The organism is Ornithinimicrobium flavum, assembly GCF_004526345.1.
Classification (GTDB): domain Bacteria; phylum Actinomycetota; class Actinomycetes; order Actinomycetales; family Dermatophilaceae; genus Ornithinicoccus; species Ornithinicoccus flavus.
In genome coordinates this window covers 3,258,821-3,276,984 of sequence record NZ_CP038213.1, presented here as the reverse complement: position 1 = coordinate 3,276,984, position 18,164 = coordinate 3,258,821, and the positions used below count along the sequence as shown (strand labels likewise).

Genomic DNA, 18,164 nt, shown 5'->3' with positions numbered 1-18,164 from the left:
GGTTGCGAGCGGGGAGAAACGAGGCGCCAGGCGCCCGACCCTCAGCCGGCGGGCTGGGGCTCCGGCTCCGGCGAGGCGTCCTGCGCGCTCTCCGGCTCCTGCCCACGGCGCACGGCGGCCAGCAGCATCTGGGCCACGTCCACGACCTCAACCTCCTCGCGGGCTCCCTCGGACTGCTTCTGGGTGAGGCCGTCGGAGAGCATGACCCGGCAGAACGGGCAGCCGATCGCGATCCGGTCCGCGCCCGTGGCGAGCGCCTCCTCGGTCCGGTCGAGGTTGATGCGCTTGCCGATCTTCTCCTCCATCCACATGCGGGCGCCGCCCGCCCCGCAGCAGAAGGACTTCTCCCCGTGCCGGGGCATCTCGCGCAGCTCCACGCCGGGCAGGGCGCCCAGCAGCTCGCGCGGCGGGGCGTAGACCTGGTTGTGGCGACCCAGGTAGCAGGGGTCGTGGTAGGTGACCGTCCCGGCGGTGGAGGCGACACCCGCGGTGTCGGCCTCGCCCGGGCGGGCCACCGGCGTCAGCCGCTTCTCGCGGACGAGGCGGTTGAGCAGCTGGGTGTGGTGGACGACCTCGAACTGCCCGCCGACCTGGGGATACTCGTTCTTGATGGTGTTGAAGCAGTGCGCGCAGGTCACCACGATCCGGGTCGCGTTGACCTCCTTGAGGACCTCGACGTTCTGCATCGCCAGCATCTGGAAGAGGAACTCGTTGCCGGCCCGCCGGGCAGGGTCGCCGGTGCACGTCTCCCCGTCACCCAGGACGGCGAAGGACACCCCGGCCGTGTGCAGCAGCTCCGCCACGGCGCGGGTGGTCTTCTTGGCGCGGTCCTCGAAGGCGCCGGCGCACCCGACCCAGAAGAGGTAGTCGACGGAGGAGAGGTCCTCGACGTCGGCCCCGGCCATCGGGATGTCGAAGTCGAGGTCCTTGGCCCAATCCATCCGCAGGCGGGCGTTCATGCCCCAGGGGTTGCCCTTGTTCTCGAGGTTCTTGAACAGGCCGCCGAGCTCGCCGGGGAAGGCCGACTCGATGAGGTTCTGGTAGCGCCGCATGTCGACGATCGCGTCGACGTGCTCGATGTCCACCGGGCACTGCTCGACGCACGCGCCGCACGTCGTGCACGACCACAGGACGTCGGGGTCGATGACGGCCCCACCGCTGGGGATCGTCGGGTCGCCCTCGGTCTCGCCGACCAGCGGGCGCTGCGCGGCCAGGACGGCGGAGGAGGGTATGCCGCCCAGCTGGGCGGGCAGGCTGGCCGCACCGGGGCCGCCGGCGGCGGTGAGGGCCTGCTCGGCGGCCTCCCGAGCCTGCGGGGTGGCCTGCAGCCAGGGCGCGACGGCGTGGTGCTGGTTGCGCAGGTTGACCACGAGCATCTTGGGGGAGAGCGGCTTGTCGGTGTGCCAGGCGGGGCACTGCTCCTGGCAGCGGCCGCACTCGGTGCACGTGGAGAAGTCGAGCAGGCCCTTCCAGGTGAAGTCCTCGACCTTGCCGACCCCGAGCGAGGCGTCCTCGTCCAGCTCCTCGATGTTCTCGAAGTCGACCGGCTCCCCACCCACGGTGATCGGCTGCAGCTCCCCCAGGGAGGTGCGACCGTCGGCGTGCCGCTTGAACCAGATGTTGGGGAAGGCCAGGAAGCGGTGCCACGCCACACCCATGGTGGGGGTCAGGGCCACCGTGACCATCCAGCCCATGGAGATGAGGATCTTGAGCAGGGCGACGGCGACGATGGTGCTCTCCAGCGCCTGGACGGACAACCCGTCGAAGAAGCTCCCCACCCAGCTCGTCGTCGGGAAGTGGAGCCGGTCGGCCCAGTCGGCCCCCGTGGCCCGGCCCAGGGCGTACTCGAGACCGCGCAGCGCGACGATACACAGGCCGACGCCGAGGATGACGAACTCCACGACGTAGGCCTGCCAGAAGGTCGACCCCCAGAACCGGCTGCGCCGCTCCAGGGAGCGCGGGTGGCTGCGCTGGCGGACGACGATCAGCGCCAGGATGCCCAGGATGGTGAACCACCCGAAGAGCTCGGCCAGCCAGATGTAGGGCGGCCAGTGCCCGATGAGCGGCAGCGCGAAGGAGGGGTCGACGAGCTGGCCGTAAGCCGTGGCCAGCGTCGTCGTGAGGAGCAGGAAGCCCAGCATCACGCCCCAGTGGGCGACGGCGACCAGGGGCTTGCGCGCCATCCGGGTGTGCCCGAGGAACTCCCGCAGCAGGGTCAGCGTCCGGGTCCCCGGCTCGTCGGTGCGCGAGGCGGGCTGACCGAGGCGGAACCTGGCCACGAACGCCACGATCGTGCGCACGAACAGGGCGACCGCCGCCAGGGTGACCAGGGACGCGACGGCGATGGCGAAGACCTGCAGGGCGGTGAACGACATACCGAGAGAGTAGTCCCGTGCTCCGACACGGGCACGGACGGTCGGGCGGGACCGGTGGAATAACCCGGTGTTGACTGTTGTATAACCGCTGAGAGAAGTACCGTCCCCCACGAAAGGCTCTCGACGTGCCCGTCTACGACGACATCACCCAGCTCATCGGCCGCACCCCCCTGGTCCGCCTCAACCGCCTCACCGAGGGCGTCGCCGAGGGGGCCCAGGTGCTCGTCAAGCTGGAGTCCCAGAACCCCGCCAACTCCGTCAAGGACCGCATCGGGGCCGCGATCATCGACGCCGCCGTCGAGGCCGGTGGGCTGCAGCCCGGCGGGACGATCGTCGAGGGCACCTCCGGCAACACCGGGATCGCCCTGGCCATGGTCGGCGCCGCCCGCGGCTACAAGGTCATCCTCGCCATGCCGGAGACGATGAGCCTGGAGCGTCGCGCGCTGCTGCGCGCCTACGGCGCCGAGCTCGTGCTCACCCCGGGCTCGGAGGGGATGAAGGGCGCGGTGGCCAAGGCCGACGAGATCGCGGCGTCCACCGGGGCGGTCCGGGCCCGCCAGTTCGCCAACCCCGCCAACGTGGCCGTCCACCGCGCCACCACCGGCCCGGAGGTCTGGCAGGACACCGACGGCCAGGTCGACGTCTTCGTCGCGGGCGTGGGCACGGGCGGGACGATCACCGGCGGCGGGGGCTACCTCAAGGAGCAGAAGCCGGACATCCGGCTGGTCGTCGTCGAGCCGGCCGACTCGCCGATCCTCTCGGGGGGCCAGCCGGGCCCGCACAAGATCCAGGGCCTGGGCGCCAACTTCGTGCCGGAGATCCTGGACACCGACATCTACGACGAGGTCGCCGACGTCTCCCTCGAGGACGCCGTCCGCGTCGCGCGCGAGCTCGCCACCCGGGAGGGCATCCTCGCCGGCATCTCCAGCGGCGCGATCGTCCACGCCGCCCTGGAGATCGCCCGTCGGCCGGAGAGCGCCGGCAAGACCATCGTGGCCATCGTCTGCGACTTCGGCGAGCGCTACCTGTCCACCGTGCTCTTCGAGGGGCTGACCGACTGATGCTCGCGCTCCTGCAGACCCCCCGCAAGGCCGCCGGCGTGCTGGGTCGCGCCGTGGCCGGGGTCCGCGAGGACCTCGACGCAGCAGTCGCCCGCGACCCGGCCACCGACAGCCGGCTGGAGATGGCGCTCGCGTCCCCCGGCCTGCACGCCCTGTGGGTGCACCGCGTCTCCCACACCATGTGGCAGAAGGGCGCCCGGCTGCCCGCCCGCCTGCTCTCCCAGGCGGCCCGGGCCGCGACTGGCGTCGAGATCCACCCGGGGGCCCGCATCGGTCGTCGGTTCTTCATCGACCACGGCATGGGGGTCGTCATCGGCGAGACCGCCGAGATCGGTGACGACGTCATGCTCTACCACGGCGTGACCCTGGGCGGCCGGTCGTGGGAGCCGGTCAAGCGGCACCCCACCCTGGGCGACGGCGTCATCGTCGGTGCCGGTGCCAAGGTGCTGGGCAACATCACGCTGGGCCACGGCTCCCAGGTCGGTGCCAACGCGGTGGTGACCAAGGACGTGGGTGCCATGTGCGTGGCGACCGGCGTCCCGGCCAAGTGCCGCTCGCTGGAGCCGGGGTCGGACCCCCAGCACGCCCTCTACGACGAGCCCGCCCTGTGGATCTGACAGGGGCCCGGGTCCGCGCCTGACCCTCTCACGCGAACGACGGACGACGAACGGCCCACCCCCTGCGGGGTGGGCCGTTCGGCATACCGGGGACCCGCCGGGCGGGCCGGCCGGTCAGCTCTGCGGGGGCAGGGAGCCCGTCGGGCCGCCCAGCTTGTCCTCGTCCAGGGTCACGTTGCCCTGGGAGTCGATCGAGCCGGTCTCGTTGGAGTAGCTGCCGTCCATGCCGGTGCTCTCCTTGCCCTGGGCCTTGCTCTTGGCCTGGTCGGCGACGGACTTGGCCTGGTCGGTGACCTTGTGGGCGACCTCCGGAGCCTTGGCCTTGACCTCCTCGACCTTCTCCTGGACGCGGGGGTCGGTCCACAGCTGGTTGGCGCGGTCGGCGATCTGGTCGTAGCGCTCGCGGCCCGCACGGGCCCCCAGCACGTAGCCTGCGGCGGCGCCGACGATCAGCAGAAGCTTGTTCATGATGACTCCTTCTCGATGGGTCACGTTCACCCCGAGCCTACAAGTTCAGGGTCGGGGTGGCCTGTCGAGATGCACCAACCGGCAGGGAGGGGCGGATTGTTCCCCGCAGGTCGCTGCCGTCCGCCCGTGGGCGGGAACGCCGGTCGGCGGAGGGTGTGGGATTCGAACCCACGGAGGTCTCCCTCGGGCGCTTTCAAGGCGCCTGCACTCGGCCACTATGCGAACCCTCCAGGAGCGGCCCCCGGCCGGGGCGCCCGCACGCCTCGACCCGGACCGGTTCCCTCCCACCATTCTCGCACGCCTCCCGCCGGGCGGTGGGTCAGTCGCAGACCGCGCCGACGTCCTCGAGCTCGTCGACGACGGGGCCCGTGCTGATGGCCGCGTCGTCGGTGGGGGAGGTCGTGACGGCGGCGTCGTCGGTGGGGGCCGGAGCCTCGGGGCTGCTGGTGGTGGCCGCGTCGTCGGGGGTGCTCGGGGGCGGGGGCACGGGGGTGGCGTGCAGCGCGTCGTAGACCCTCGCCCGGATCTCGGAGAAGTTGGGGTCGACCGTGTCGGTGTTGGAGCTGGTGAACGGCAGGCTGCGCATGGTCCCGGCCTGCACGCGCAGGGTCAGGGTCGCCCACTCGTCCAGGTCCTGGGCGGGGATGTCGGTGGCGACGTTGTCACCGACCGCGCCGATGATCTGGGGGTAGCGCTGGAGCAGGGTCATGGGCTCGGCCTGGTCGATGACGGCGGCGACCATGCACCGCTGGCGCCGCATCCGGCTGAAGTCGTCGGTGGTGACCCGCGAGCGGGAGTAGCCCAGGGCGGTCGCCCCGTCCAACCGCTGCGACCCGGGCTGCAGCCAGGTGACGTCGGAGGTGGGGTCCAGCTGCAGCTTGCCCGCGGCGTCGGTGTAGGTGCGACCACCGACGGGGATGGGCTCCTGGATGTTGACGACCACCCCGCCCATGGCGTCGATGAGGTCCTCGAAGCCCTGCAGGTTGACGATCACCGTATGGTGCAGCTCCAGGCCCAGGACCGTCTCCAGGACCTCCCTGGTCGCGGTGAGGCCGGGCAGCGCGTCCCCCGCGTAGAGCTGGGGGAACTCCTCCGCGTGCTTCTCCGCCTCCGTCCACACGGCGTTCATCAGGCACTGGTCGCCGCAGTCGTACCCGGCGGGGTAGACCTCGTGCAGCGGGTGCTCGCGCGGGAACGGCACCCGCATGAGGTTGCGCGGCACGGAGAACATCACCGAGTCGCCGGTGGTGGTGTCGACGCTCAGGACGATCATCGTGTCGGTGCGCGTCCCCTCCCGGGCCTCCGCGGCGTCCGAGCCCAGCAGGAGCAGGTTGACCCGGGGGAGGTCCTCCCACGGGTTCTCGGTGTCCTGGCGGATCGCCGAGGTCGGGGTGGCACCGCTGGCCCCGACGGACTCGGAGCTGAAGACCTTGCCGACGGCGTCGACGTGCGCGCTGATGTAGCGCACCCCGAGGGCCGCCGGCGCGCTCACCGCCAGGCACAGCAGGGTGGTGAAGATCCCCAGCCCCAGCTTCTGGACCCCGGTGGTCCGGCGGGGCCGGGCCTGCAGCGCGGTCAGCGCGATCGCCGCGATCCAGACGACCGTCCCCGCGACCAGGACCCCCGCGATGACCTGCAGCGTGCGGGTGCTGCCGGCGGTCTCCAGCGCGGTCGTCGTCAGCCCGTTCGAGACGGCATACACCCCCGCGGCGCCCAGCCCCAGCACGGCCAGGGTGACGACGACAATCCCGACCCCCCGCCGCCTCGTCCCCAGCAGACCCAGACCCGGCAGCAGCGCGCTGAGGGTCGTCAGACCCAGGGCGCGACCCATCCCCGAGCGCTGCTGGGAGGCGCGGAAGTCGTTGCGTGTGCGGTGCGCGGCGTGCTCGACGCCACGATCGCCACGGGGAGTGCTCATGGAGGTGCGGGTCGCCTTTCGGACGGTGCTGCACCCGTGAGGGTGGTGGGCAACATCTTGTCCTATCAGCCCCGGCTGGTGCTGACCTGGGAGGGCTGTTTGGAGCGGCCCGAGGTGGAGGGTTACCCTGATCCCTGATCTGGAGGCGTCGCCTAGTCTGGTCTATGGCGCCCGCCTGCTAAGCGGGTTTGGGGTTTAGAGCCCCATCGAGGGTTCAAATCCCTCCGCCTCCGCCGATCGAGCACGAAGCCCCGGCCACCGTGGTGGCCGGGGCTTCGTCGTCCCGTCGTCAGGGCCTCAGCGTTGCGCCTCCGGGTCCTCCGGGTCGGCACCCTCGTCGGAGGTCGGGTCGGCCTCGGCGTCCGCGTCGCTGCCCGGGTCGTCGTCCGCCTCGGCGTCCTGCGCGTCCTGGGCGTCGCCCTCGACCGCGTCGGCCGCCTCGTCGGCCTGCTCGACCTCCTCGGACCCGCCGGACCGGATCTGCTCGTCCAGCTCCTCCACCTGCTCGGCGATGTCGTCCCCCGTGCCGGGAGGGGGCGGCTCGTCGGCGAGCAGCGGCTTCTCCTCGAAGACCGGGGGCTCCTCACCGGGGACGATGGCCATCAGACGCTCGCCTCCGCCAGTCGCTGCTCCAGGGTCGCCAGCTCGTCGGCCATGGCGCTGGGCAGGTCGTCCCCGAAGGTCTCGAACCACTCGCGGATGAGCGGTAGCTCGGCCTGCCACTCCTCGGGGGAGTAGTGCAGCGCGGCGGCAACGTCGTCGGTCGAGGTGTCGAGACCGTCGGTGTCGATGTCCTCGGGCAGAGGGAGGAACCCGATCGGGGTCTCCTCGGCCTCCGCCTTCCCGGTGATCCGGTCGACCATCCACTTCAGGACGCGGGAGTTCTCGCCGAACCCGGGCCACAGGAAGTTGCCGTCCTCGTCGCGCCGGAACCAGTTGACCAGGAAGACCTTCGGCAGCTTGTCGGCGTCGGCCTTCTTGCCGATCTCCAGCCAGTGGTCCACGTAGTCACCGGCGTTGTAGCCGATGAAGGGGAGCATCGCCATCGGGTCGCGCCGCACCACACCGACCGCGCCGGTGGCCGCGGCGGTCGTCTCCGACGACAGCGTGGCGGCGATGAAGGTGCCGTGCTGCCAGTCGCGGGACTCGGTGACCAGGGGCACGGTCGTCTTGCGACGCCCGCCGAACATGATGGCCGAGATCGGCACCCCGCGCGGGTCGTCGTACTCCGGCGCGATGTTCGGCACCTGCAGGATCGGGGTGCAGAAGCGGCTGTTGGGGTGGGAGGAGAGCTGGTCGGAGTCGGGGGTCCAGCGCTCGCCGTGCCAGTCGATGAGCTCGGCTGGCTTCTCCTTGGTCATCCCCTCCCACCAGACGTCGCCGTCGGGGGTGCGGGCGACGTTGGTGAAGATGGAATTGCCGGCCTCGATGGTGTCGATCGCCACCGGGTTCGTGGAGCGACCGGTGCCGGGAGCGACCCCGAAGAGCCCGAACTCGGGGTTGACGGCGTAGAGCCGCCCGTCCTCCCCGAAGCGCATCCAGGAGATGTCGTCCCCGACGAGCTCGGCCTTCCACCCCGGGATGGTCGGCTCGATCATCGCCAGGTTGGTCTTGCCGCAAGCCGACGGGAAGGCCCCGGCGATGTAGTGCACCTCGCCCTCGGGGCTGGTGAGCTTGAGGATGAGCATGTGCTCGGCCATCCAGCCCTCGTCCCGGGCCATGACCGAGGCGATGCGCAGGGCGTAGCACTTCTTGCCCAGCAGGGCGTTGCCGCCGTAGCCGGAGCCGTAGGACCAGATTGCCAGCTCCTCGGGGAAGTGGACGATGTACTTGGTCTCGTTGCAGGGCCACGGCACATCGACCTCGCCCTCCTCCAGTGGGGCGCCGACCGAGTGCAGGCCCTTGACGAAGGGGGCGTTCGTCTCCTCCATCTGCGCGAGGATCTTCGCGCCGATGCGCGCCATGATGCGCATGGAGGCGACGACGTAGGCGGAGTCGGTGATCTCCACGCCGTACTTGGGGTCCTCGGCCTCGAGGTGGCCCATGACGAAGGGGATGACGTACATGGTCCGTCCCCGCATCGACCCCTCGAACAACGGCCACAGCTTGCCCTTCATCTCCTCGGGGTCCATCCAGTTGTTGGTCGGGCCGGCATCCTTCTGCTCGACCGAGCAGATGTAGGTGCGGTCCTCCACCCGGGCGACGTCCTGGGGGTCGGAGAGGGCGTGGTAGCTGTTCGGCTTCTTGTCGTCGGCCAGCTTCGTGAAGGTCCCCGCCTCCACGAGCAGGGCGTTGATGCGCTCGATCTCCTCGTCGGACCCGTCGATCCACACGACCTTCTCGGGGTGGGTGTGGGCGGCCACCTCCTTCACCCAGGCGTCGAGCTCGGCGTGGCTGGTGCCACCGGTGGTTGTGATGTCCGGCATCAGCTGTCCTTCCCTGGCGTCCGCCGCCAGCGTCGTGGCGAGAGGGCGTCATCGCCCCGCTGCTCCCACGGTATCGGTTCCGGGGTGCGGCGTCGGACCTGGGTGGCCCGGCTCGGGGGGATCATGAGGAAGGTCACGCCGGGGGTCGGTCGCGACGTCGCGATTTCGTGGCCCCGCCCCCTGCCGTGTAAAGTACTGCCTCGTTGCGCCCGTAGCTCAACGGATAGAGCATCTGACTACGGATCAGAAGGTTAGGGGTTCGAATCCCTTCGGGCGCGCTCTGTGTTGAGACAGAGGACGAGGGCCCCCACCGGATGCGGTGGGGGCCCTTTCTCGTGCCCGTGCCTAGCCGATCGGCGTGGGCGGCTCGCGTCCCGCCAGGACGGCGGCGACGTTGTCGGCGGCCAGGGTGGCCATGGCGGTGCGCGTCTCGATGGTGGCCGACCCCAGGTGGGGCAGCAGGACGGCGTTGTCGCACTCGAGGAGGCCGGGGTGCACGGCCGGCTCCTCCTCGAAGACGTCCAGCCCGGCCCCGGCGATCTCACCTTCCCGCAGCGCCTCCACCAGGGCGGCCTCGTCGATCACGGCCCCCCGGGCGGTGTTGACGACGTGGGCGGAGGGCCTCATCGCGGCGAACTGCTCGGTCGAGAGCAGGTGGTGGGTGCTGGAGGAGTAGGGGCAGTGCAGGGAGACGACGTCGCTCTGGGCGAGCAGGGTGTCCATGTCGACCCGGTGGGTGCCCAGCTCGGTCTCGAGCTCCCTGGCCGCCGAGGACCGGGAGGTGTAGATGACGTTCATCCCGAAGGCCCTGGCCCGTCGCGCGGTCGCGGCGCCGATCGCGCCGAGCCCCACGACGCCGAGCGTCTTGTGCTGCAGGCTGGTGCCCAGCAGGTAGAACATGCCCCACTGCCAGGGTGTGCCCGACCGGATGACCCGCTCGCCCTCACCGAGCCGCCGCGTCGTCATGAGGATGAGGGCCATCGCGATGTCGGCCGTCGCGTCGGTGAGGACGCCGGGGGTGTTGGTGGCGACCACGCCCCGCTCGCGGCACGCGTCGACGTCGACGTTGTTGTAGCCCACCGCGACGTTGGCGACGACCTTGAGCTGGGGGCCGGCCGCGTCCAGCAGCTCGGCGTCGACCTGCTCGGTGAGCAGGGTCATCAGCGCGTCCGCACCCCGGACCTGCTCCAGCAGCTGCTCCCGGGGCTGCTGGTCCTCGCTGTCCCACACCTCGACCCGGTGGCCGTCCCGGCGCAGGATGTCCAGCCCCGGGCGGGGGACCCGGCCGGTGACGACGACCCGGGACGGGCCGGTCATCGGGCGGCCTCCACCCAGCTGCGCAGGCCGCTGAGCCCCTCACGGATGCGCTCCTCCGGCAGCCCGGAGTAGGCGAACCGGATGTAGCTGCGGCCCTCCCCGGGCTGCGGCCGGCCGAAGTGGTTGCGGGTGAGAAGCTCACCCCGGTGCTGTGCAGCGCCTGCTGGGCGAAGTCGGCGAGGTCGGTCGCGCCGACGATCTGCATCGCCTCGGTCACGTCCGGGAAGAGGTAGAACGTCGAGGACGGGACCTCGACCGACATACCGGGCGTGCTGTTGACGATCTCGCACGCGGCGTCCCGCCGGCCGCGGAGCTCGGTGAGCATCCGCTCCACCGGCTCCTGGGTGCCCTGCAGCGCGGCGATCCCGGCCCACTGGACGTAGTGGGTGGTGCAGGACTCGTCGTTGGTGTTCATCGTCGAGAAGACCCGGCCGAGCTCCTCGGGAGCCACCGCGCAGCCCAGGCGGGAGCCGGTCATCGCGAACTTCTTGGAGAAGGTGTAGAGGATGCACGTCCTCCGCCATCCCCGGCAGCGAGGCGATCGAGGTCGACGTGCCGTCGTAGCGCATCTCGAAGTAGGCCTCGTCCGACAGGACCCACAGGTCGTGCTCCTGGGCGAGCGCGGCGATCGCCTCCCGCTCGGCGTCGGTGGACTCGGCCGAGATCGGGTTCTGCAGGTTGTTGTAGATGATGGCCACGGTCCGGTCGGTGATGAGGTCGCGCACCTGGTCGAGGTCGATCGCGAAGCCGTCGTCCGTCGGCGATGGCGGCGTTCATCGCCTCGACGATGTGGTCGGCCAGGGGGAAGTCCAGGTCGCCGAGGTGGAAGGGGTAGACCTCGTTGCCCCGGGCCTTCCAGTCGGCGGCGGCCGCCGCAACCGCGAAGGCCGTCTCCGTGCCGAGGTTGTCCAGCCTGTCTGCGAGCCTCATCGCCCTACCGTAGTGGTGCACGCGTCCGCGCACCCGGTGACCCGGTGAGCCGGACGAGGGTCGACCACGCCTCGCGGAGCCGCAGGATCGGTCGCACACTGGTGCCTAGCACGTCGACGGGCGTGGTGGCCGATCCGGGAGGGATGAGGATGTCGACGAACACGACGGGCACGCACGAGCAGGGTGAGCGTGACTACCTGCTGGGCAAGGCGGTCCAGCTGGCCTCCGTCGCAGCCCTGGGAGGCTTCCTCTTCGGCTTCGACACCGCCGTGATCAACGGTGCGGTGGGGGCCATGCGCGCCGACTTCGAGATGGGCTCGGTCCTCACCGGCTTCGTGGTCAGCTCTGCACTGCTCGGCTGCGTCGTCGGCGCCTACCTCGCGGGGCGGCTGGCCGAGCGGGTCGGGCGGATCCGGGTGATGGTCCTGGCCTCCGTCCTCTTCTCGGTCTCGGCGATCGGCTCGGGCTTCGCCCTCGGGCCGTGGGACATGATCTTCTGGCGGGTGCTCGGCGGAATGGGCGTGGGAGCCGCCTCGGTCATCGCACCCGCCTACATCGCCGAGATCTCCCCCGCCTCCATCCGCGGGCGGCTCGGCTCGCTGCAGCAGATGGCGATCGTGGTCGGCATCTTCGTCGCACTGCTCTCCGACTACTTCCTCGCCAGCGTGGCGGGCGGCTCGGGCGAGGCGCTCTGGGGCAGCCTCGCCTGGCGGTGGATGTTCTGGGTGGAGGTCCTCCCCGCGGTGGCCTACGGCGTCCTGGCACTGACCATCCCGGAGTCGCCGCGCTACCTGGTCTCGCTCGGGCGGCTCGACGACGCCCGTGAGGTGCTCGGCCGCGTCATGCTCCGGGGCATCCCCGAGCGCATTCGCGAGATCCAGCGCACCGTGCGTCAGGAGGCCCGGGCCTCCCTGAGGGACCTGCGCGGCGACGCCGGCAGGGTGCTGCCGATCGTGTGGATCGGCATCGGCCTGTCGGTCTTCCAGCAGTTCGTCGGGATCAACGTCATCTTCTACTACTCCTCGACCCTGTGGCAGGCCGTCGGCTTCACCGAGGACGACGCGCTCACCCAGACGGTGATCACGTCGGTGACCAACATCGCGGTGACGATCGTGGCCATAGCGCTCATCGACAAGATCGGCCGGCGGGTGCTGCTGCTCGTCGGCTCGGCGGGGATGTTCGTCTCCCTCGGCACGATGGCGTGGATCTTCGCGACCGCCGACCGGGTCCAGCAGGGCGAACAGCTCGTGCCGGTCCTCTCCGACGGTCAGGGCCTCGTGGCCCTGGTGGCCGCCAACGCCTTCGTCGTCTTCTTCGGCATGTCGTGGGGCCCGGGCGTGTGGGTGCTGCTGGGTGAGATGTTCAACAACCGGATCCGCGCGACGGCGCTGGGCATCGCGGCTGCGGCCCAGTGGCTGGCCAACTTCGCCATCTCCACCTCGTTCCCCGTCATGGCCGACCTGGGGCTGGGGGTGGCCTACGGCTTCTACACGTTGTGCGCCCTGCTGTCCTTCTTCTTCGTGGCCAGGTGGGTCCCCGAGACCAAGGGCCGCGAGCTGGAGGACATGGACTAGGGCCGGGCGGCTCAGACGTCCTTGGCCTCGGTGGTCGTGGGGTCCCACTTCAGGACGCCGTCGGCCGCCCAGCCGCGGTCCTTGACCGCCTCGCGCGCCTCGGTCTTGATCGGGCCGGTGAGACGGTCGACGTAGAGGTAGCCGTCGAGATGGTCGGTCTCGTGCTGCAGGCAGCGGGCGAACAGGCCCGAGCCCTCCAGGACGACCTCGTTGCCGTCCAGGTCCGTGCCGGTGACCCGGGCGCGGGGGTGGCGCGCGAGGGGGAACCACTCGCCGGGCACCGACAGGCAGCCCTCGCCGTCCTCCTCGTCGTGCAGCGGCCCGGGGGTGCCGAGGCGCTCGAGCACGGGGTTGACGACGACCCCACGGGCGTTCTCCTCGGCGGAGATCGGGCAGTCGTAGACGAAGATGCGCAGGCGCGACCCCACCTGGTTGGCGGCCAGGCCGACCCCGTCGGCCGCCTCCATGGTCTCGAACATGTCGGCCACGAGGGTGCGGACCTCGTCGGTGATCTCCTTGACCTTCTTGGTCGGGGAGTGGAGGGCCTTGTGGCCGATGACGGTGATGGGACGGACTGCCATGGGCAGGATTCTAGGTATGCGGCGCCGCTGGCCCTAACCTGTCGACGTGAACTGGATCGAGGTCCTGGGGTGGGTGGGGTCCGGCGTGCTCGTCGTCTCCCTCCTGCAGACCCGGCTGCTGCGCCTGCGCCTGATCAACCTGGCGGGCTGCCTGGTGCTGCTCGTCTACAACGGGATCGTCGAGGTGTGGCCCATGGTGGGCCTCAACGTGGTCCTGGCGCTCATCAACGTGGTCTACCTCTGGCAGATGCTGCGGACCCGGCACGACGAGGGGACCTACAGCGTCGTGGAGGTCGGCGCGGACGACGCCTACCTGGCCCACGTCCTCGCGGTGCACCGCGAGGACATCGACCGGTACTTCCCGGTCTACTCCGCCCAGGGGACCGGGGCCGAGGACCGTCCGGGCCGTTCGGCCTACCTCGTGCTCAAGGGCGACGAGACGGTGGGCGTCGTCGTGACCCGGGACGCCGGGGGCGGGACCGAGGAGGTCCTGCTGGACTGGGTGACGCCGGCGCACCGGGACTTCTCGCCCGGTGAGTTCGTCTTCCGGCGCTCCGGGCTCTTCCAGCGGCGAGGGGTCCGGCGCATCCTGTCCCCCGAGCGGATGCGCCAACCCCGTACTACGGCAGGATCGGCTTCCGGGAGGAAGGCGAACGCTGGGTCCTCGACCTCGAGCCCTCCGCCTGATCCCGGCCGGGCCGCTAGCGGCGCCCGCGCGGCGGGGTGGGGTCCGGGTCCACCGCGACCCTCCGCCGGGTCGCCGCCCGCGCGCCGCGCGCCTCGTCCTCACCCACGTCCAGTCGGAGGGGAGCTCGTGGCGCTCCACCGCCTCCCAGCGTGGCTGCCGGTCCCGTCGCCCGGGCCGGGTCGCCGTCGTCGCTGCCGGGCGTCCGGCCCGGACCCGGACGATGTCGCTGTCGAAGCGGTCGACGACGCTGGGGGCCTCGTCGTGGAAGGTCGCCTCGAAGGGGTCCCCGCCCACCTCCTCGTCGAAGGCGTCGTCGAAGCGCTCCCGCCCGTGCGGGTCGAGGTCGGGGTGCTGGCCGAAGATCGTGCGCAGATGCGGCGGTACCTCGTCCGGGTCGGGCACCAGCTGATCTCCCGCATCGCTGCTCCTGCCCGGCCGACTCCAGCACGAACTGCCCGTAGCCGAGCATCCGGCCCATGAGGGACCGCCCGTAGTCATGTCCGTCACCTTGGCCAGCGGCATCATCGCCACCTTGTGCGTGACCAGGCCGTACACCATCAGCATCCGGCGGTCGGTGGCCACGAACCAGTCGTTGCGCCACTCCATCAGGTGCAGACCGCGCGCACACGAGCAGGACGAACCACAGCAGCCAGACCACGGCGTCGCCGAGCCCCTGCTCCAGGCGGGCGGGACAGACCGGCCGCGACGAAGAGGCCGACGAAGGTCGTGCCGACCGGCTCCACCAGCCGCGCCCAGTGCCGGCGGGTCGCCACGATGGGGACCTCGTCGTCCAGCAGGTAGCGGTCCAGGATCCGCTTGCTGATCCGGACCGCGCGGTTCCCGGCGGGTGCCATCGGGTGCTCCTCAGCCGCCGTTCATGAGCATGTTGAAGAAGCGGAAGATGTTGAGGAAACCCTCGGCGATGATGTCCCAGACGCCCCGCACGATGTCCGCGGCACGTCGGGGCTGGTGATGATCGCGTAGATGAGGAAGCCGAAGATCAGCCAGAGCAGGATCTTCTTCACCGTGGACGGCATCGGGCACTCCTCAGGGATCGACAGGCGGAACGGGCCGGGCGCGCGAGGGGGCAGGGAGAGGCAGCACGCGTCAGCCTGGTGCCAGTGTGACAGATGTGACGTGGTATGCGGTGCAGCGCCGGGTCGCGGCGGCGCGTCAGCCCTGTAGCAGGGGCGAGCGCTCCATCCGGTCCAGGGCCTCGGCGACCTCCGCCGTGGACCCCGCGAAGCTGAGGCGCACCATCCGGTGGCCGTCGACGGTGTCGAAGTCGACGCCGGGGGTGATCGCCACCCCGCAGTCGGCGAGCAGGTCGCGGCACCACGCCACCGAGTCGTCCGTCAGGTGACCGACGTCGCACCAGGCGTAGAAGGCCCCGTCCGGCGGGGCGTAGTCCCGCAGCCCCACCTCCGGGAGGCGGGCGATGAGCAGCTGCCGGGTGGCGGCATACCGCTCCCGGTGCGCGTCCAGCTCGGCCAGGGCCGGCCGGGTGAAGGCGCCGAGCGCGGCGTACTGCGAGACGACGGGGGCGCAGATGTTGAGGTTGCCGTTGAGGACCTCGAGGGGGCGCCGCAGGGAGTGCGGGGCGAGCAGCCAGCCGAGCCGCCAGCCCGTCATCGAGAAGTACTTGCTCACCGACCCCACGACCACCGCCTCGCGGGAGGTGGCCCAGGCGCTGGCGGTCGGGCGCCCGTAGGTGAGGCCGTGGTAGATCTCGTCGCTCACGAGCAGGGTGCCGTGCTCCTCGCACCACCGGGCGATCGCGGCCAGCTCGGCGGCGTCGATGATCGTGCCGGTGGGGTTGGCGGGGGAGGCGACGACCAGCCCGGCCGGCGGCTCCGGCAGCGCCTCCAGCATCGCGACGGTCGGCTGGAAGCGGGTGTCGGGACCGCACTCCAGCTCCAGCACGTGACAACCCAGGGCGCGCAGGGTGTTGCGGTAGGCGGGGTAGCCCGGCCGGGTCATCGCGACGGTGTCACCCACGTCGAAGGCCGCGAGGAAGAGCGCGGTGAACGCCCCCGAGGAGCCGGGGAAGACCTGCACGTCGTCGGGGTCGACCTCGATCCCGGCGGTCTCGCGGTGGTGGTCGGCGATGGCGTGCCGCAGCGGCAGGATCCCGCCGGACTCCGTGTAGCCGAGCACCTGGGTGGTCGTGGCCGCGACCGCCGCGTCGCGGGCCGGCTCCGGCGCGGGGGTGGAGGGCTGGCCGGCGCACAGCAGGATCACGTCGCCGTGGCTGCGCTGCCGCGCGGCCGCCGCCTTGAGCACCTCCATGACGTGGAACGGCTCGACCTGCGAGCGGCGCGACACCCGGGCGGACGGCATACCTGACCTCCTCAGACGACCCCGTAGAGCCGGTCTCCCGCGTCGCCCAGCCCGGGGACGATGTAGCCCTGGTCGTTCAGCCGCTCGTCGATCGCCCCGGTGACCAGGGTGACCGGCCGGCCGATGTCGACCAGCTCGGCCTGCACCCGCTCGATGCCCTCGGGCGCGGACAGGAGGGTGATGGCGGTGATGTCGTCGGCGCCGCGCTCCACGAGGTACTGGATCGCCGCGATGAGCGTGCCGCCGGTGGCCAGCATGGGGTCCAGGACGTAGCACTGGCGCTTGTCGAGGTCGTCCGGCAGCCGGTTGGCGTAGGTGTGCGCCTCGAAGGTCTCCTCGTTGCGGACCAGCCCCAGGAAGCCCACCTCGGCGGTCGGGAGCATGCGCATCATCCCGTCCAGCATCCCCAGGCCGGCCCGCAGGATGGGCACGACCAGCGGCTTCGGGGTGGCGAGGTGGATGCCCTGGGTCGCGGCGACGGGGGTCTCGATGTCGAAGGGGGCGACCCGCACCTCGCGGGTGGCCTCGTAGGCGAGGAGCGTGACCAGCTCGTCCGCGAGCCGGCGGAAGGTCGGGGTGTCCGTGCGCTTGTCCCGCAGGTAGGTCAGCTTGTGGGCGATGAGCGGGTGGTCGGCAACGTGGACGCGCATACTGCGTAACGTACCCGCCATGCAGACACCGGGGTATGCCGACTGGGTGCGGCTGGCGCTCGCCGAGGCCCGGGCGACCGACGAGGCCGAGGACGTGCCGATCGGTGCCGTCGTGGTGGACGCGGACGGCCGGGTGCTCGGCCGGGGGCGCAACGTGCGCGAGCTCGAGCACGACCCCACCGGGCACGCGGAGGTGGTGGCGCTGCGCGAGGCGGGAGAGCGGCGCGGGTCCTGGCGCCTGGACGGGTGCACGCTGGTCGTGACCCTCGAGCCGTGCGCGATGTGCGCCGGCGCCGCCCTGCTCGCCCGTGTCGACCGGGTCGTCTTCGGCGCCTGGGACGGCAAGGCCGGCGCCTGCGGGTCCGTCTGGGACCTGCCGCGCGACCGCCGGGCCCTGCACCGGGTCGAGGTGGTGGGCGGGGTGCTGGAGGCCGAGTGCGCGGCGCTGCTGCTCGACTTCTTCGACCGACGCCGCTGACCCCCGGGATTTCGGGAGGCCCGTCGTCCTCGGGTAACCTGTCCGGCGGTGGCGTGTCCGAGCGGCCTAAGGAGCACGCCTCGAAAGCGTGTGAGGGCGCAAGTCCTCCGTGGGTTCAAATCCCACCGCCACCGCCAGCCAGCCAGAGATGCCTCAGGGCGTCGGACGGGGCCGGACCTGCATCGCGCGGGTCCGGCCCTTCGTCGTCCCGCGGTCGGTCGCGGTCCGGGGTCGGGCGGCCCTCACAGCGGTTTCACCATGAACAGGCACGGGTTGTCCTCGCCCCACAGGTCGGTCTCCTCGAGCGGCAGGAAGCCGACGCGCTCGTAGAAGTGGCGGGTCCGCGCATACCCGGCGTCGCGGTGGGAGGCGCCGAGGGTCTTCACCTGGAGCAGCCGGACCCCCCGTGCGCGGGCGTCGTCCTCCACGGCCCGCACCATGGCGGTCCCGACGCCCTGCCCGTGGTGGGCGCGGTCGACGACCATGAGGTGGAGCTCCGCCACGTGCGGGAAGTGCCGGTCGACCAGCGTCAGGCCGACGACCGTGCCCTCCTCGTCCCGTACCGTCCACGTCTCCTTGCTGCTGGCGGCCGCGATGTAGTCGGCGTTGGCCTCGGGCAGGCCGAACCACTCCGGCACCGTCGCCAGGAGCCGCTCGGCCGCCTCGGGGTCGCAGGAGTCGGGGGAACAGGTCCAGCGCACGCCGCCGAGCCTGCCACACGCACCCCGGCTTCACCGGGAC

At 71.3% G+C, this 18,164-nt stretch carries 17 protein-coding genes, 4 tRNA genes and 1 pseudogene; 8 read left to right on the top strand and 14 right to left on the bottom strand.

Annotated elements, in window-relative coordinates; translation table 11 throughout:
• Positions 1 to 41: 41 nt before the first annotated feature.
• Positions 42 to 2,375, bottom strand: coding sequence for a (Fe-S)-binding protein (locus E3Z34_RS15480; RefSeq protein WP_134774323.1), 2,334 nt, complete (start codon positions 2,373 to 2,375; stop codon positions 42 to 44).
• A gap of 125 nt (positions 2,376 to 2,500) precedes the next feature.
• Here E3Z34_RS15480 and cysK point away from each other — a divergent pair, with 125 nt between their 5' ends.
• Positions 2,501 to 3,436, top strand: a complete 936-nt coding sequence (gene cysK / locus E3Z34_RS15475; RefSeq protein WP_134774322.1) for a cysteine synthase A — start codon at positions 2,501 to 2,503, stop codon at positions 3,434 to 3,436.
• Positions 3,436 to 4,053: a serine O-acetyltransferase EpsC gene (epsC, locus tag E3Z34_RS15470; protein ID WP_134774321.1), complete on the top strand. Its 618-nt coding sequence runs from the start codon at positions 3,436 to 3,438 to the stop codon at positions 4,051 to 4,053. Before cysK ends, epsC begins: the two co-directional genes overlap by 1 nt.
• 114 nt (positions 4,054 to 4,167) lie before the next feature.
• Here epsC and E3Z34_RS15465 read toward each other — a convergent pair whose 3' ends face one another.
• The 3 genes from E3Z34_RS15465 to E3Z34_RS15455 all read right to left on the bottom strand — a co-directional run bounded on the left by E3Z34_RS15465 (position 4,168) and on the right by E3Z34_RS15455 (position 6,439).
• Positions 4,168 to 4,521, bottom strand: coding sequence for a YtxH domain-containing protein (locus tag E3Z34_RS15465; protein WP_134774320.1), 354 nt, complete (start codon positions 4,519 to 4,521; stop codon positions 4,168 to 4,170).
• Positions 4,522 to 4,668: 147 nt separating this feature from the next.
• Positions 4,669 to 4,751, bottom strand: a tRNA-Ser gene (locus E3Z34_RS15460).
• 89 nt (positions 4,752 to 4,840) lie between these two features.
• Positions 4,841 to 6,439 (bottom strand): LCP family protein, encoded by a 1,599-nt coding sequence (locus tag E3Z34_RS15455; protein WP_134774319.1) that lies wholly within the window; start codon positions 6,437 to 6,439, stop codon positions 4,841 to 4,843.
• A 141-nt stretch (positions 6,440 to 6,580) separates the two neighbouring features.
• Between E3Z34_RS15455 and E3Z34_RS15450 the strand changes: the two genes are divergently transcribed.
• Positions 6,581 to 6,672: transfer RNA gene (locus E3Z34_RS15450), tRNA-Ser, on the top strand.
• A gap of 64 nt (positions 6,673 to 6,736) precedes the next feature.
• Here the strand turns inward: E3Z34_RS15450 and E3Z34_RS15445 are convergent.
• A complete protein-coding gene (locus E3Z34_RS15445; RefSeq protein WP_134774318.1) occupies positions 6,737 to 7,042 on the bottom strand; it encodes a hypothetical protein in 306 nt (101 codons plus the stop codon).
• The gene (locus E3Z34_RS15440; RefSeq protein WP_134774317.1) at positions 7,042 to 8,865 is read right to left on the bottom strand and encodes a phosphoenolpyruvate carboxykinase (GTP); all 1,824 of its coding nucleotides are present in this window, start codon (positions 8,863 to 8,865) and stop codon (positions 7,042 to 7,044) included. Before E3Z34_RS15440 ends, E3Z34_RS15445 begins: the two co-directional genes overlap by 1 nt.
• Positions 8,866 to 9,070: 205 nt before the next feature.
• Here E3Z34_RS15440 and E3Z34_RS15435 point away from each other — a divergent pair.
• A tRNA-Arg gene (locus E3Z34_RS15435) sits at positions 9,071 to 9,143 on the top strand.
• 67 nt (positions 9,144 to 9,210) lie between these two features.
• On the opposite strand, the gene E3Z34_RS15430 is transcribed toward E3Z34_RS15435, so the two are convergent.
• Both E3Z34_RS15430 and E3Z34_RS15425 read right to left on the bottom strand, forming a co-directional pair.
• Positions 9,211 to 10,182 carry a 2-hydroxyacid dehydrogenase gene (locus tag E3Z34_RS15430; RefSeq protein WP_134774316.1) on the bottom strand — a complete coding sequence of 324 codons (972 nt, stop codon included), beginning with the start codon at positions 10,180 to 10,182 and terminating at the stop codon, positions 9,211 to 9,213.
• A pseudogene (locus tag E3Z34_RS15425) lies at positions 10,179 to 11,112 on the bottom strand (pyridoxal phosphate-dependent aminotransferase). Before E3Z34_RS15425 ends, E3Z34_RS15430 begins: the two are co-directional and overlap by 4 nt.
• A gap of 149 nt (positions 11,113 to 11,261) precedes the next feature.
• On the opposite strand from E3Z34_RS15425, the gene E3Z34_RS15420 reads away from it, so the two are divergent.
• Complete coding sequence (locus tag E3Z34_RS15420) at positions 11,262 to 12,686, top strand: sugar porter family MFS transporter (protein WP_134774315.1); 1,425 nt, start codon at positions 11,262 to 11,264, stop codon at positions 12,684 to 12,686.
• Between the two features lie 11 nt (positions 12,687 to 12,697).
• Here the strand turns inward: E3Z34_RS15420 and def are convergent, their stop codons facing one another.
• Positions 12,698 to 13,267 (bottom strand): peptide deformylase, encoded by a 570-nt coding sequence (def, locus tag E3Z34_RS15415; RefSeq protein ID WP_134774314.1) that lies wholly within the window; start codon positions 13,265 to 13,267, stop codon positions 12,698 to 12,700.
• A 46-nt stretch (positions 13,268 to 13,313) separates the two neighbouring features.
• Here def and E3Z34_RS19950 point away from each other — a divergent pair, with 46 nt between their 5' ends.
• Complete coding sequence (locus E3Z34_RS19950) at positions 13,314 to 14,435, top strand: hypothetical protein (protein ID WP_338043743.1); 1,122 nt, start codon at positions 13,314 to 13,316, stop codon at positions 14,433 to 14,435.
• A 125-nt stretch (positions 14,436 to 14,560) separates the two neighbouring features.
• On the opposite strand, the gene E3Z34_RS15405 is transcribed toward E3Z34_RS19950, so the two are convergent.
• The 4 genes from E3Z34_RS15405 to upp all read right to left on the bottom strand — a co-directional run bounded on the left by E3Z34_RS15405 (position 14,561) and on the right by upp (position 16,945).
• Positions 14,561 to 14,809: a hypothetical protein gene (locus E3Z34_RS15405; RefSeq protein ID WP_134774313.1), complete on the bottom strand. Its 249-nt coding sequence runs from the start codon at positions 14,807 to 14,809 to the stop codon at positions 14,561 to 14,563.
• A 10-nt stretch (positions 14,810 to 14,819) separates the two neighbouring features.
• Positions 14,820 to 14,999 (bottom strand): hypothetical protein, encoded by a 180-nt coding sequence (locus E3Z34_RS17890; RefSeq protein WP_170212976.1) that lies wholly within the window; start codon positions 14,997 to 14,999, stop codon positions 14,820 to 14,822.
• A 129-nt stretch (positions 15,000 to 15,128) separates the two neighbouring features.
• Positions 15,129 to 16,295 carry a pyridoxal phosphate-dependent aminotransferase gene (locus tag E3Z34_RS15400; RefSeq protein ID WP_134774312.1) on the bottom strand — a complete coding sequence of 389 codons (1,167 nt, stop codon included), beginning with the start codon at positions 16,293 to 16,295 and terminating at the stop codon, positions 15,129 to 15,131.
• Between the two features lie 11 nt (positions 16,296 to 16,306).
• Positions 16,307 to 16,945, bottom strand: a complete 639-nt coding sequence (gene upp / locus E3Z34_RS15395; RefSeq protein ID WP_134774311.1) for a uracil phosphoribosyltransferase — start codon at positions 16,943 to 16,945, stop codon at positions 16,307 to 16,309.
• A 19-nt stretch (positions 16,946 to 16,964) separates the two neighbouring features.
• Here upp and E3Z34_RS15390 point away from each other — a divergent pair, with 19 nt between their 5' ends.
• Entirely contained in the window at positions 16,965 to 17,423 is a 459-nt protein-coding gene (locus E3Z34_RS15390) for a nucleoside deaminase (RefSeq protein WP_134774310.1), read from the top strand.
• A 47-nt stretch (positions 17,424 to 17,470) separates the two neighbouring features.
• Positions 17,471 to 17,560, top strand: a tRNA-Ser gene (locus E3Z34_RS15385).
• 105 nt (positions 17,561 to 17,665) lie between these two features.
• Here the strand turns inward: E3Z34_RS15385 and E3Z34_RS15380 are convergent.
• Complete coding sequence (locus tag E3Z34_RS15380) at positions 17,666 to 18,124, bottom strand: GNAT family N-acetyltransferase (protein ID WP_134774309.1); 459 nt, start codon at positions 18,122 to 18,124, stop codon at positions 17,666 to 17,668.
• Positions 18,125 to 18,164: the final 40 nt, after the last annotated feature.

Bases quoted from the DNA above. Each gene is read 5' to 3' on its own strand.
- E3Z34_RS15455 (WP_134774319.1), bottom strand. From the start codon at position 6,439: ATGAGCACTCCCCGTGGCGATCGTGGCGTCGAGCACGCCGCGCACCGC.
- E3Z34_RS15445 (WP_134774318.1), bottom strand. From the start codon at position 7,042: ATGGCCATCGTCCCCGGTGAGGAGCCCCCGGTCTTCGAGGAGAAGCCG.
- E3Z34_RS15480 (WP_134774323.1), bottom strand. From the start codon at position 2,375: ATGTCGTTCACCGCCCTGCAGGTCTTCGCCATCGCCGTCGCGTCCCTG.
- E3Z34_RS15440 (WP_134774317.1), bottom strand. From the start codon at position 8,865: ATGCCGGACATCACAACCACCGGTGGCACCAGCCACGCCGAGCTCGAC.
- E3Z34_RS15420 (WP_134774315.1), top strand. From the start codon at position 11,262: ATGTCGACGAACACGACGGGCACGCACGAGCAGGGTGAGCGTGACTAC.
- E3Z34_RS15430 (WP_134774316.1), bottom strand. From the start codon at position 10,182: ATGACCGGCCCGTCCCGGGTCGTCGTCACCGGCCGGGTCCCCCGCCCG.
- E3Z34_RS15390 (WP_134774310.1), top strand. From the start codon at position 16,965: ATGCAGACACCGGGGTATGCCGACTGGGTGCGGCTGGCGCTCGCCGAG.
- def (WP_134774314.1), bottom strand. From the start codon at position 13,267: ATGGCAGTCCGTCCCATCACCGTCATCGGCCACAAGGCCCTCCACTCC.
- upp (WP_134774311.1), bottom strand. From the start codon at position 16,945: ATGCGCGTCCACGTTGCCGACCACCCGCTCATCGCCCACAAGCTGACC.
- E3Z34_RS15400 (WP_134774312.1), bottom strand. From the start codon at position 16,295: ATGCCGTCCGCCCGGGTGTCGCGCCGCTCGCAGGTCGAGCCGTTCCAC.
- epsC (WP_134774321.1), top strand. From the start codon at position 3,436: ATGCTCGCGCTCCTGCAGACCCCCCGCAAGGCCGCCGGCGTGCTGGGT.
- E3Z34_RS15405 (WP_134774313.1), bottom strand. From the start codon at position 14,809: ATGGCACCCGCCGGGAACCGCGCGGTCCGGATCAGCAAGCGGATCCTG.
- E3Z34_RS15465 (WP_134774320.1), bottom strand. From the start codon at position 4,521: ATGAACAAGCTTCTGCTGATCGTCGGCGCCGCCGCAGGCTACGTGCTG.